The organism is Streptomyces sp. NPDC005483, assembly GCF_040606035.1.
Taxonomy (GTDB): domain Bacteria; phylum Actinomycetota; class Actinomycetes; order Streptomycetales; family Streptomycetaceae; genus Streptomyces.
In genome coordinates this window covers 480,627-493,281 of sequence record NZ_JBEXEA010000002.1, presented here as the reverse complement: position 1 = coordinate 493,281, position 12,655 = coordinate 480,627, and the positions used below count along the sequence as shown (strand labels likewise).

Here is a 12,655-nt window from a genome sequence, read left to right as displayed (position 1 = left end):
CCATGGCCACGACCACGACGCTCGCGAAGACCGACGAGTCAGTCGAGTACGCCGCACGCCTTGAGCACGTCTCGAAGTCGTTCGCGGGACCGGGCGGACCGCAGCTCGTCCTGGACGACGTCAGCATCGATGTCGCGCCGGGCGAGTTCGTCACCCTCCTGGGGGCCTCGGGCTGCGGCAAGTCCACGCTGCTCAACCTGGTCGCCGGGCTGGACCAGCCCAGCACGGGCGGCATCACGACGGACGGCCGCCCCGCCCTGATGTTCCAGGAACACGCCCTCTTCCCGTGGCTGACCGCGGGCAAGAACATCGAACTAGCCCTGAAACTCAGGGGAGTTCCCAAGCCCGAGCGGCGCGCCAAGGCCGAGGAGCTGCTCGAGCTGGTCCGGCTGAAGGGCGCGTACGGCAAGCGCGTGCACGAGCTGTCGGGCGGGATGCGCCAGCGTGTGGCCCTGGCCCGCGCGCTGGCGCAGGAGAGCAACCTGCTGCTCATGGACGAGCCGTTCGCGGCCCTCGACGCCATCACGCGGGACGTGCTGCACGACGAGATCACCCGGATCTGGGAGGAGACCGGGGTCTCCGTCCTGTTCGTCACGCACAACGTGCGCGAGGCGGTACGGCTCGCGCAGCGCGTGATCCTGCTGTCCTCCCGCCCCGGCCGGATCGCGCGCGAGTGGACGGTCGACATCCCTCAGCCGCGCCGCATCGAGGACGCGCCCGTGGCCGAACTGGCCCGTGAGATCACCGAAGAACTGCGTGGGGAGATCCGCCGTCATGGCCAGCACTGACACGACACCGGCCCAGGACGCCGGGAGCGTAGAGGCGGGCCTCGACGCACTGGAGACCCAGGCCACCGGCCGTCCGACCTTCCGGCAGACCCTGGTCAACAAGATCCTGCCGCCGGTCATCGCGCTCGCGGTGGTCCTGGTGGTCTGGGCGCTGCTCTACCCGATCGTGGACGACCCGTCCAAGCTGCCCTCGCCGGCGGCGGTGGGTGCCACCTTCAAGGACGCCTGGCTCGCGGGCGATCTGCTCGGCTACATCTGGACCAGCGTCTCGCGCGGTCTGCTGGGCTTCTTCTTCGCCCTGCTCATCGGCACTCCGCTGGGCCTGATCGTGGCCCGGGTGAAGTTCATCCGCGCGGCCATCGGCCCGATCCTGTCCGGCCTCCAGTCGCTGCCGTCGGTGGCGTGGGTGCCGCCGGCCGTGATCTGGCTGGGCCTGAACAACTCGATGATGTACGCGGTGATCCTGCTCGGCGCGGTCCCCTCCATCGCCAACGGCCTGGTGTCCGGTGTCGACCAGGTGCCCCCGTTGTTCCTGCGGGCCGGCCGCACGATGGGGGCGACCGGAGTCAAGGGCATCTGGCACGTCACCCTGCCGGCCGCGCTGCCCGGCTATGTCGCGGGCCTCAAGCAGGGCTGGGCGTTCTCCTGGCGCTCGCTGATGGCCGCGGAGATCATCGCCCAGTTCCCCGATCTGGGCGTGGGCCTCGGCCAGTTGCTGGAGAACGGCCGCACCAACAGCGACATGGCCATGGTGTTCGAGGCGATCCTGCTCATCCTGTTCGTCGGCATCGCGATCGACCTGCTGATCTTCAGCCCGCTGGAGCGGTGGGTGCTGCGCAGCCGCGGACTGCTGGTGAAGAGCTGAGACCCATGAAGCCCGTTCTCCTCGTCATCGCCCACGGCAGCCGCGACCCGCGGCACGCCGCGACGGTGCACGCTCTCGTACGCCGGGTGCACTCGCTGCGCCCGGACGTGCGGGTAGAGACGGGCTTCCTGGACTTCAACGTCCCTTCCGTGCAGGGGGTGTTGGAGTCCCTGGCGGCGGAGGGCGTCCGTGATGTCGTAGCGCTGCCGCTGCTGTTGACGCGCGCGTTCCACGCGAAGGCGGACATTCCCGCGGTGCTGCGGGACGCGCCGCCGCAGCTGCGGATCCGGCAGGCCGAGGTGCTCGGCCCGTCGCCGTTGCTGCTGTCGGCGCTCGAACGACGGCTGTACGAGGCGGGGTTGACGCCCGCCGACAAGTCCTCGACCGGGGTCGTGCTGGCCTCGGCGGGGTCCACCGACCCGGAGGCGATCGCAGTGATCGCAGCAATCGCGCGGGAGTGGCGGCACACCGGTTGGTGCGCCGTGCGTCCTGCGTTCGCCTCCGCGGCCCTCCCCCGCACCGAGGACGCCGTACGGGAACTGCGGGCCCTGGGCTGCTCGAAGGTCGCCGTGGCGCCGTACGTCCTCGCCCCGGGGTTCCTTCCCGACCGGATCGCGCGGGGCGCGGCGGACGCGGACGTCCTGGCCGAGGTGCTGGGGCCCGCGCCGGAGGTGGCGCGGGTGCTGCTGCGGCGCTACGACAGCGCGTCGGCGCGCGTGCTGCTGCCCGTGAGCGCGTGAGGCGGCGCTACTTCTCCACGGCTGCGGCGGCCTCGTCGGCCAGCCGTACCAGCTCTGCGACCGGCATCGACCCGGCCTGTCTGCGTTCGCGGGCGCAGGTGTTGGCGAGCCGCTGGAGGAGGTCGTTCAGCGGGGTCGCTACGCCGTGGAGGCGGCCGAGGAGGGTGATCTCACCGTTGAGGTAGTCGGCCTCGATGGTGCCGGTGCCGCGGGTGAGGGACTGCCAGGAGGAACCGCCGCCGCGCGGGGCGTCGGCCAGAGGCTGCAGGGTGACCTTGTCGCCGCGCAGCGCGCGCTGTTCTCCGACGCTCGCGTACGCGATCCCGGCGCGGTCGAGGACGGCCACGCCCTCGGCCCGGACCCGGTCGACGAGGGCCAGGGCCTCCTCGCTCTCGACGGGGCCGGCGACCGCCTCGACGGCGTTGGCGAGGTTGGACAGCAGCTTGGCGTACTGCCAGCGGGCGAGGTCCGGCACGACCGGTGCCTCGAACCTCGACTTCTCCAGGTCCGCGGCGATCCGCCGGGCCGTCTCGTCCGTGCCGTGCGGATACACGCCCAGGTGCAGGATGCCGGTGAGCGGACTGCCCGCGGCGGAGACGACCCCGGGTTCGACGAAGGTGGAGGGCAGCCAGACGCAGACGCCGTACACGCGGCGGAAGCGGCGCAGGGCGATGCGCTGGCCCTCCACGCCGTTCTGCGCGCACAGCAGCGGCAGCCGCTCGGCCGCCGTGCCGCCGCCCTCGACCGGGGCCGGGCCCCAGGCGTCGAGGGCGCCCTCGGTGTCCTGGGTCTTCACGGCGAGGACGAGCACGTCGTCGGCGCGCAGGGTGCCCAGTCCGGCCGGTCCGTCCACGACCGGGAGCCGGTAGGTGAACTCGCCCTCCGGCACTCTCAGCCGCAGTCCGCCGTCCCTGAGCGCCGCGTGGTGCGCGCCCCGCGCGACCAGGACGACCTCGTGCCCGGCCCCCGCGAGCCGCCCGCCGACGGCCCCGCCGACCGCGCCTGCCCCGATGATGATGTAGCGCATGGCACGAGCCTCGCACAGCGGTGTCGACCTTGTCCGTGGGGCCTCCCATCGGGGCGAGCACCGGCGCCTGGATACGCCGTCCCCGAGCAACGGCCGCGCGCGGAAGCGGAGTCGCGGTACGTGAGCGAGCTGCCTCGCGTCCTGCGTGCCCGAGGGGACGCGTCGCAAGGCGGTTCGGTCAGCCACGTCATTCTGCGAAGGGAGTCGCCTGGTGGAAGTAGAGCAGCCACCCGCTCGGGGTGAGCCGCCACAGCGAACTGCGGTGCGCGCGCCGGCCGTCGGACTCGGTGTCGAAGACGAGATGAACCAGGCCGGGCGCGAGCTCGACGCCCTTCATCCCGGACGCCACGATCGGGCCGGCCGCCTCCTCACCGGCCCCGGCGAGGGCGGCGATGATCGACGCCCGGTCCCAGTGCCGCCCGGACGCGCCGAACTCGTGGAACTCGGGGTGCAGCAGCGCCCCCACCAGCTCGGGCGAGGCCCGCACCTCGGGCTCGAGGAGCCTCAACTCCCGTTCTACGACCGCCTCCACGGCGGTCCCCGGGTCACTCACCGGTCATCTCCACCAGCTTGACGACCGTGTTCCAGTTGCGGCTGGTGGCGATCACGCCCTTGTTCAGCCTCGGCCGGGACAGCTGCTCGGCGAGCTTGGAGCGGCCGAGGCCGTCCGGGACGTACAGGTACAGGGCGCGGTCGCCGAGGCGGAACTCCTCGGGGAGGTGGGCCAACCGGTCGATCTCCGCGAAGTGGTCCTCGTCGACGGGGGCCGAGAAGTAGGTGACATGGAGCTGCTTGCCCTCCAGCTCGGCTGCCGGGAAGGGGCAGTTGTCGGCGATCGCCTTGAGGTAGGCGTGGTCGCGGACGATCACGTCGACCGTGAAGCCGAACCGCTTCTCGATCGCGTCCGTGAGCTCGGCGGCCAGCGATTCCTCGTCGCCGTGGTCGGCGGTGAAGACGGCCTGGCCGCTCTGGAGATAGCTTCGTACTCCGTCGTGGCCGAGGCCTTCCATCAGCGTGCGCAGGTCGGCCATGGGGACCTTCCTGCTGCCGCCGACGTTGATTCCGCGCAGCAGCGCCGCGTACGTGGTCGTCATTGGCTCACCTTAGAACGGGCCGACCCTGATCACCGCCCCGCAGAGCCGCCGCTAGATGTAAGGGTCACCCTCCTCCCCAGTGGGGAGGTTCCGGCATCCGAGGGGAGGAGTCGCAGGCGCCGCACCTCACCGAGCAGCACGACGAGACGCTCTTATCCGCCCCATACCTTCGAAGTGAAAGGTGGCGGCAGGGGGCTGTCACCGCTCACAAGGGGGCAAGCCCGTCATGGGGAACGGAGACACGAGGGTGCGTGGCCTGGCCGCCCGGGCCGGCGGCTGGAGTGCACGGCATCGATGGGCTGCCGTCGGTATCTGGGTGCTGTTCGTCGTCCTGGCGATGGGACTCGGCTCGGCGGCAGGCCGCGTCGACGTCAAGGACAGCGACCAGCTCAAGGGGGAGACCCACACCGCTGCGAAGATCATCGAGGACGCCGGGATCGACGAGCCGGCCAGTGAGTCGGTGCTGATCCAGGCCAGGGACGCCGGTGGCAAGGCGACCGACGCCGACTTCAGGGCGGCCGTCACCGCGGTCGTGAAGGCGGTCGAGGGCACCGGCAAGGTCACCGACGTGACCTCGCCGTACGACACGAAGACCATCTCGAAGGACGGCCGCAGCGCCCTCGTGCAGTTCGACATGCGCGGCGAGGCGGACACCGCCGGGGACCGGGTCGAGCCGGTACTGAAGGCCGTCGAGGGGGTGCAGAAGGAGCACGAGTCGCTGCGGATCGAGGAGATCGGCGGCGCCAGCATGATGAAGACGTTCGACGACGCGTTCGGCGACGACTTCGAGAAGGCCGAGCTCTCGGCGGTGCCGGTGGCCCTCGGCATCCTGCTCATCGCGTTCGGCGCGCTGGTGGCGGCGCTGCTGCCGGTGGCCCTGGCGGTCACCGCGATCATGGCGACGATGGGCCTGATGGGTGTCGTCAGCCATGTGATGCCGATGAGCGACACCGCCAACTCGGTGATGCTCCTGGTGGGCCTGGCCGTGGGCGTCGACTACTGCCTGTTCTATCTGCGCCGTGAGCGCGAGGAGCGGCAGGCCGGGCGCGACGCCCAGACCGCTCTGCGGATCGCCGCCGCCACCAGTGGCCGCGCGATCATCGTCTCGGGTGTCACGGTGTGCGTGGCGATGGCGGGCATGCTGTTCACCGGGCTCGCCGAGTTCGAGGCGATGGGCCTGGCCTCGCTGATGGTCGTGGCGGTCGCCATGGTCGGTTCCGTGACCGTGCTGCCCGCGCTGCTCTCCCTGCTGGGCGGGCGGGTCGAGAAGGGCAAGATCCCCTTCCTGCACCCGGAGAGCCGGCTGCGCCGAAAGCGGGGCGGCAACCGGGGCGGCAACCGGGAGAGCCGGTTCTGGACGGCCGTGCTCAAGGGTGTTCTCGCCAAGCCCGTCGTCTCGGTCGTGGTCGCGGCCGGCGCGCTGCTCGCCATCGCGGCGCCCGCACTCGGCATGAAGACCCAGAACCTCACCCTGGACCAGGAGTTCGGCGACTCGCTGCCGATCGTGCAGACGTACAACCGGGTCAACGACGCCTTCCCCGGCGGCTCCGAGCCGGCCGAGGTGGTCGTCAGCGCGGCCGACATCAACGCCCCCGAAGTCACCGGCGCGCTGGCCGACTTCAAGGCGAAGGCGATCTCCTCGGGCGCCTCGCGCGGCCCGGTCGAGATCAAGCTGCACGACGCGCAGAACCTCGCCTTCGTGTACGTCCCGCTGGTGGGCGGCTCCGACCTCGACAAGGCCGGCCAGAGCCTGGACAAGCTGCGGGACGAGGTACGCCCGGCCACCCTCGGCAAGGTCGACGGTGTGGAGGCACCGATCACCGGACAGGTCGCCGGTTCCAAGGACTTCAACGACCAGCTGGCCGGAGCTGTGGTCCCGGTGTTCGCGTTCGTCGTGGTCTTCGCCTTCGTGCTGATGCTGCTGTCGTTCCGCTCGCTGACGGTCGCGATCACCTCGATCGTGCTCAACCTGCTGTCGGTGGGCGCCGCCTACGGCATCCTCGTCGCGGTCTTCCAGCACGGCTGGGGCGCGTCGCTGGTGGGCGCGGAGGGCGTCGGCGCCATCATCACCTGGCTGCCGCTGTTCCTCTTCGTGATCCTGTTCGGCCTGTCGATGGACTACCACGTGTTCGTGGTCTCGCGGATCCGCGAGGCGCGGCTGCGGGGCCGCAGCACGAAGGACGCCATCCAGCACGGGGTGGTCACCACGGCCGGTGTCGTCACCAGCGCCGCCGTCATCATGGTCGCGGTGTTCGCGATCTTCGGGACGCTGTCCATGCAGTCCATGAAGCAGATGGGCGTGGGCCTCGCGGCCGCGGTGCTCATCGACGCGACGATCATCCGGGGCGTGCTGCTCCCGGCGGTCATGGCGCTGCTCGGCGAGCGCAACTGGTATCTGCCGAAGTGGCTGCACCGGCTGCCCGACCTCACCCACGACGAGGCCGCGGACGCCGTGGCGGCGCCCGCGGCGCGGGACGACGAGGGTGAGCCGCTGAGGGTCTGACCCGCACAGGCGGGGCTGAACCCCCTTGTACCGAGGGTCCGTTGGTCACCGGGGTGCCAACGGGCCCTCACTCATGCGCGCAGTTCCGCCTCGATGAGATCGGCGGCCCTGCGGGTGCCGCCCTCCTGGGCCATCCCCGCCTGGACCTCCTTGAGCCTGCGGGCGACCTCGGGGTCGTCGACGAGCGCGAGAGCGGCCTCTCGCAGGGCCTCCGCGGTCGCCTCCTGCGTGTCGATCCGGCGGGCGACCCCGAGGCCCTGGAGCATGTCGGCGTTGCCGAACTGGTCCACGGCCTGCGGTACGGCGATCATCGGCGTGGCGGTCGCCAGTCCTTCCTGGCTGCCGCCCGCGCCGGCGTGCGTGACGAACAGGTCGGCCTGCCTGAGCACCGCCAACTGCGGTACCCAGGAGCACACTTCGACGTTCTGCGGTACGGCGCCCAGCTCGGCCGGGTCCACGTGCTTGCCGACCTGGAGCACGAGGTGCCAGCCGGGGAGGTCACCGAAGGCCTTGAGGCATTCCCGGTAGAAGTCGGGCCGCTTGGTGAAGGAGGAGCCGAGGGAGACGAGAGCCACCTTCTCGGCCCCGGCCGGGCGCTGCCACTCCCCCTGCGATGTGCGGTCCCCCTGACAGGCGCCGACGAAGGTGTACACGCTCTCGTCGACCCGGTCGGCGTTCGGCTGGAGCGCCCTGGGGATCAGGACGAGGGAGCGGTCGGGTCGCCCGAGGAAGGAATCGGGGTGCAGGTCGATGCCGTTCTCCCGCAGCCAGTTCTCGAAGCGGGCGTAGTAGGCCTGCCCCCGTTCGGTGCTCTTCGGCTCGGCCCACAGGGGTTCCGCGACCTCCTCCTCGTAGCCCTGCCAGGCGACGAGATTCGGCGAGAGGGAGATCGCGGGGACGCCCCAGCGGTGGGCGAGGACGCGGGCCGGGTAGGCGGTGATGTCGTGCAGGACGAGGTCCGGTTCGTCACCTTCGTACGCCTCCGCGAGTTGCGGCAGGGCCTGCATCGCGTCGGCGAGGAAGAGCTCCACGTGGTCGAGCAGTTCGGTGCCCCAGGCCGCCGGGTCGTCGTCGGGACCGGGCAGGGTCGAGTTCCACGGCCTCACCTCGGAACCGGTCTCGGCGACCTTCTCGGCGAACAGGGGCGGCACGGCGTACGTGACCCGGTGCCCGCGCGCCACGAGCTCGCGGATCACCTCGAGGCTGGGGTTCACATGGCCGTGAGCGGCGATGGAGAACATGGCGATGTGTGAGCGACTGGTCATGGAACGGAGGTTATGCGAGACGAGACGTCTCGTGCAACGTAAATCGGGGGTGCGTGGAGCGCACACCCCAGGGGCCCGGGGAACTGCGCGACCAGCCCCCACGCCACCGCAGACGACACACCACACATCACTTCATGGCGCCAGCACCTCACTCAGGCGCAGCCACCGGTCGGGCGCCACCTCACCGACGAGTACATGGCGGTCGAGCCGTGCGCGGTGAAAGGCCGCGTCCACCCGCCGCCCAGGGCAGGCCCGGCACAGGGAGGCGTACAGGGAGCCGCCGACACCCGAGAAACCGAGCTCCACCAGGTCCCGCCACCCCTGCAGTGCGACGGAGTCGAGCAGTGGGGTACGGCGGCGCTCGATCCGGAGGATCCCCGCGTCCACGCGCGGAACGGGCCGGAAACTGCGCCGCCCGACCCGCCCCATCAGACGCCACTCGTACCGGGGCCAGCTCAGAACCGTGAGCAGGGTCCAGCTCCCGTAGTCACCGGTGCGCTTGCGGGCGTACTCCAGCTGCGTGAGAAGCGTCGCGTCGGTGAGCGCGGGAGCCCGCAGACACCAGTCGACGATCGCGGCCGTACGGGAGAACGGCACGTTCCCCACGACCGAGAAGGCCGTACGGGGCGGACGGGCCGCGAGGAAGTCACCGGCGACCACGTCGACCTGAGGCGCGCCGGAGAAGCGGGCGTCGAGGGCCGGGACGAGCCGTTCGTCGATCTCGTAGGCGAGCAGCCTGCGGCAGCGCGGTGCGAGGAATCCGGTCAACGCGCCTTTACCCGCGCCGACTTCGAGGACCAGCGGGGCTTTCGGATGCGGTACGGCGGCCCTCGCGAAGTGCGCGGCGGCCGCGCGGTCGGCGAGGAAGTTCTGCGAGAGGGCGCGGGAAACGCGCGAAGGGCGGGCCATGGCCTGCGGTCCTTGTCTTCCGGGTGCGGGAAAAGGGCAGACGAAGGCCCTGACCGGAAGACAGGAAGGTGCGTACGGGATGAACCTGGCCGCGTGTGATCAGCGGCGGATGTGGCTCCCCGGGCCGGTCAGGGCTCCGGGGCCACGCCGCATCCTTACGGAGTGCGTGAAGCCCCGGCCGAGACCGGAGAAACGGATCGCGTTGTTCGCTGCCACGCACGGAACGCTAGGGCGGCCCGACCGGCAGGGACAACCGGTTTTTAGCGCTGGTAGCGGGCCAGCACGAGGTTCCCGTCATCCTCCAGCCGTTTCCGCAGCTCACCGAGGCCGATCGCCCCGCTGTAGTACTCCTGGAAGGCGGGAGTGGCGACCTTGTCCTTCCACTCGGGATAGCCCCGGACGGACTGCGCGGGGGCCGACCGAAGGTGCGAGGCGAGGGCGGTTCCGGTCGCCCAGCCGTCCTTCGCGGTGTGCAGGGCGGGATCCTTCAGCGCCTGGGTTCCGGTGGGCAGCATCCAGTCCCCCAGCGCCAGCCGGACCATGTTCTTCGGCCGGAGCAGGAAGTCGATGAACTCGGCGGCCTCCTTCTTGTGCGGGCTGTCCTCGGCGACGGACAGGGTCTGCGGGCTGACGCCCTGGGTGAGCCCGTCCGCGCCGGCCGGCGCGGGCAGCACCTGCCACCGAAAGCCCTTCGGTGCCTGCTGCGCGATCTGCTGACGGTAGGAGAACCCGAGCGGGACCATCGCGTACCTGCCACCGAAGAACCCGGGCAGGGTGTCGGAGCCGCCGCTGCCGAGCGTGGTGGGCGAGGCGCTGTGGTCGCTGTTCGCCTGGTCGTAGATGGTGCGCGGCACGGTCTCGTCGGCCTTCTCGAAGCGGATGGCGACCTTTCCGTCGGCGCCCCGGTCGAAGAGCTGTCCGCCCGCCGACAGCGACAGGTTGAGGGTCGCGGAGACGGGCTCCTTGAGCGGCCAGGCCACGCCGTACTTGCCGTCGCCGCTGAGCTGTGCGGTGATCCGCCGGAACTCCGGCCAGCTCCACGGGTGTTCGGCGGTGGGGATGCGGACGCCGGACTCCTTCAGCCACTCGGCGTTGGCGATGAGGACGCGGGGTTCCTGGAGGAAGGGCACGCCGTAGACGCCCTCACCGAAGGCCACGGTCTCCCAACTGCGCTGCGGTACATCGGACTTGAGCCGCTGAGGCAGCAAGTCCTCGAGATCCGCGAGATAGCCGCCGTAGGCGAAGTCCGCGAGGTCGTCGGAGGCGTCGTGGATGATGTCGGGCGCCTCGCCGCCCTCGAAGGAGGTGAGCAACTGGTCGTGGACGCTGTCCCAACTTCCCTGTACATACTCGACCTTGACTCCCGGGTGGGTGGCGTTCCACTCCTTCACGAGTTCCTGGTTGGCCTTGACGGACTCCTCCTGCCAGGCGAGGGACTGGAAGCGCAGGGTGATAGGGCCGCCCTCGGACGGGCTCGTGCCGGTGCACCCGGCCAGGAGCAGGAGGAGGGCCCCTGCGAGCCATCGCGCGCGCATCAGCTCTTCACCGCCCCGGCCAACATGCCTCCCGTGATACGGCGTTGGATGATCGCGAAGATGATCAGCGAGGGCAGGGTGGCGAGGAAGGCCGCCGCCGCCAGCGGGCCGAGGTCGGCGACCCCCTCCGCGCCGATGAAGTGGGTGAGGACGACCGGCAGGGTCTGCTTGTCCGCGGTCTTCAGCAGCACCAGCGCGAAGAAGAACTCGTTCCAGGCGGTGATGAACGCGAACAGCGTCGTCGCCACGATCCCCGGCGCGAGCAGCGGCGCCGTCACCGACACCAGGGTCCGCAGACGCCCGGCCCCGTCGACGGCCGCCGCCTCCTCCAGCTCGGTCGGCACGGCGCGGACGTATCCGACGAGCATCCACAGCGCGAACGGCAGCGCCCACACGACGTACACCATCACCAGCCCCGCGAGGGAGTTGATCAGCCGCAGGTTCTTCAGCACCAGGAACAGCGGGATGATCACCAGCACGAGCGGGAATGCCTGGCTGACCACCACCCAGCCCGTGGCGGCCTTCGCGAGCCGGGTGCGGCGGCGGGCCATGACGTAGGCGAGCGGGGTCGCGATCAGTACGGCGATCACGGCGGCGGTGGACGCGGCGAGCAGGGAGTTTCCGGCGGCGCGCAGCAGGGGCTGTTCGTCGAAGGCCTGGCGGAAGTTGTCGAGGGTGGGGTCCCGGGGGATCCAGGTGGGGTGCAGACTGCCCAGCTCTCGCGGGGACTTGAAGGCGGTGGAGAGCAGCCAGAGGAAGGGGAAGGCGAGGAAGACGAGATAGGCGAGGAGGGCGGCGTACTGGCCGACGCGGCCGGTGGTGGTGGTCCTCATGCCTCGTCACCTCCCTTGAGCCGGCCCACGAGGAAGAGGGCGAGGAGGACGGAGATGACGACGACCATCACACAGCCCATCGCGGCCGCGTAGCCGAACTGGCCGTAGCGGAAGGCCTCTTCGTAGGCGAAGAGCATGGGCAGGCGGGTACGGCCGCCGGGACCGCCGCTGGTCAGCACGTACACCAGGGCGAACGAGTTGAAGTTCCAGATGAAGTTGAGCGCGGTGATCGCGAGGGCGACCGGTCTGAGGGCGGGCCAGGTGACCGTGCGGAATCTTCGCCAGGCGCCCGCGCCGTCCATCGCGGCCGCCTCGTGGAGTTCGCGCGGGGTGTTCTGGAGACCGGCGAGCAGGGTGACCGTCGTCTGGGGCATCCCGGCCCAGACGCCGACGACGATCACGGCGGGCAGGGCGGTGGACAGCCCGCTGAGCCAGTCACGGCCGTCGCCGAGGCCGAGGGTGCGGAGGGTCTCGTTGAGGACCCCGGCGTCCGGGTTGTAGACGAGGCGCCACATGACACCGACGACGACCTCGGGCATGGCCCAGGGGATGATCGCGAGGGCGCGGGCGAGCCAGCGCAGCTTCAGGTCCTGGTCGAGCAGCAGGGCGAGGCCGAGGGCCAGCAGGAACTGCGGGACAGTCACCCCGGCCGCCCACACCAGGCCGATCCGGAACGACTCCCAGAACAGCGTGTCGTGCAGCAGGTCCTGGAAGTTGAGTCCGCCGATCCACTGGGTGGCCCGGGTCCGGCCCGACTGGGCGTCGGTGAAGGCCAGCGAGATCCCGTACAGCAGGGGCCCCACGCTCAGCACCAGGATGGGGATCAGCGCGGGCAGCACCAGGAACCAGGCCCCGCGGTCGGAAGGGCGACGGTCCCCCTCGGCACGCGGCGCTCCCTGCGCCGACCGCTCCGTCGCGGTCACCAGTGTCACGTGATCGGCTCCTTCGCGCGGCTCGTGACGATCCGGCCCTCCTGGCCTGGGCCTCCGTCATGGTCGTGAAGGGGGTATGCGCCGTCAAGGCAGCGTGCACACGGTCCTACCTGTACGAATGCGAGACTGGCCGATGGATGGCGCGAAGTCGACGCCGTTCGCGG

Annotated in this window: 11 protein-coding genes and 1 pseudogene; 4 read left to right on the top strand and 8 right to left on the bottom strand. The window is 70.7% G+C overall.

The window, feature by feature from the left end; all coding sequences use genetic code 11:
* Nucleotides 1-2: 2 nt before the first annotated feature.
* From ABZT06_RS05445 to ABZT06_RS05435, 3 genes are read left to right on the top strand one after another with little or no spacing between them, the layout of a single operon-like run.
* Nucleotides 3-788 (top strand): ABC transporter ATP-binding protein, encoded by a 786-nt coding sequence (locus tag ABZT06_RS05445; protein ID WP_355735148.1) that lies wholly within the window; start codon nt 3-5, stop codon nt 786-788.
* Nucleotides 775-1,653: an ABC transporter permease gene (locus ABZT06_RS05440; protein ID WP_355735145.1), complete on the top strand. Its 879-nt coding sequence runs from the start codon at nt 775-777 to the stop codon at nt 1,651-1,653. Before ABZT06_RS05445 ends, ABZT06_RS05440 begins: the two co-directional genes overlap by 14 nt.
* Nucleotides 1,654-1,658: 5 nt before the next feature.
* Nucleotides 1,659-2,393, top strand: coding sequence for a sirohydrochlorin chelatase (locus ABZT06_RS05435; RefSeq protein WP_355735142.1), 735 nt, complete (start codon nt 1,659-1,661; stop codon nt 2,391-2,393).
* Nucleotides 2,394-2,400: 7 nt separating this feature from the next.
* Here the strand turns inward: ABZT06_RS05435 and ABZT06_RS05430 are convergent, their stop codons facing one another.
* The 3 genes from ABZT06_RS05430 to ABZT06_RS05420 form a co-directional block, all read right to left on the bottom strand.
* Nucleotides 2,401-3,420 carry a 2-dehydropantoate 2-reductase N-terminal domain-containing protein gene (locus ABZT06_RS05430; protein ID WP_355735139.1) on the bottom strand — a complete coding sequence of 340 codons (1,020 nt, stop codon included), beginning with the start codon at nt 3,418-3,420 and terminating at the stop codon, nt 2,401-2,403.
* 187 nt (nt 3,421-3,607) lie between these two features.
* Nucleotides 3,608-3,973 (bottom strand): nuclear transport factor 2 family protein, encoded by a 366-nt coding sequence (locus ABZT06_RS05425; RefSeq protein ID WP_355735136.1) that lies wholly within the window; start codon nt 3,971-3,973, stop codon nt 3,608-3,610.
* Nucleotides 3,966-4,514, bottom strand: coding sequence for a DUF1697 domain-containing protein (locus ABZT06_RS05420; protein ID WP_355735133.1), 549 nt, complete (start codon nt 4,512-4,514; stop codon nt 3,966-3,968). The genes ABZT06_RS05425 and ABZT06_RS05420 overlap by 8 nt, the downstream gene beginning before the upstream one ends.
* A 226-nt stretch (nt 4,515-4,740) precedes the next feature.
* On the opposite strand from ABZT06_RS05420, the gene ABZT06_RS05415 reads away from it, so the two are divergent.
* Entirely contained in the window at nt 4,741-7,017 is a 2,277-nt protein-coding gene (locus ABZT06_RS05415; RefSeq protein ID WP_355735130.1) for an MMPL family transporter, read from the top strand.
* Between the two features lie 71 nt (nt 7,018-7,088).
* Here ABZT06_RS05415 and mgt read toward each other — a convergent pair.
* The 5 genes and pseudogenes from mgt to ABZT06_RS05390 all read right to left on the bottom strand — a co-directional run bounded on the left by mgt (nt 7,089) and on the right by ABZT06_RS05390 (nt 12,491).
* Nucleotides 7,089-8,319: pseudogene (mgt, locus tag ABZT06_RS05410) on the bottom strand (macrolide-inactivating glycosyltransferase).
* Nucleotides 8,320-8,414: 95 nt separating this feature from the next.
* Nucleotides 8,415-9,191, bottom strand: coding sequence for an ErmE/ErmH/ErmO/ErmR family 23S rRNA (adenine(2058)-N(6))-methyltransferase (erm, locus tag ABZT06_RS05405; RefSeq protein WP_355735127.1), 777 nt, complete (start codon nt 9,189-9,191; stop codon nt 8,415-8,417).
* A 260-nt stretch (nt 9,192-9,451) separates the two neighbouring features.
* Complete coding sequence (locus ABZT06_RS05400) at nt 9,452-10,726, bottom strand: sugar ABC transporter substrate-binding protein (protein WP_355735124.1); 1,275 nt, start codon at nt 10,724-10,726, stop codon at nt 9,452-9,454.
* Entirely contained in the window at nt 10,726-11,559 is an 834-nt protein-coding gene (locus tag ABZT06_RS05395) for a carbohydrate ABC transporter permease (RefSeq protein WP_355735121.1), read from the bottom strand. Before ABZT06_RS05395 ends, ABZT06_RS05400 begins: the two co-directional genes overlap by 1 nt.
* Complete coding sequence (locus tag ABZT06_RS05390; protein ID WP_355735118.1) at nt 11,556-12,491, bottom strand: sugar ABC transporter permease; 936 nt, start codon at nt 12,489-12,491, stop codon at nt 11,556-11,558. Before ABZT06_RS05390 ends, ABZT06_RS05395 begins: the two co-directional genes overlap by 4 nt.
* Nucleotides 12,492-12,655: the final 164 nt, after the last annotated feature.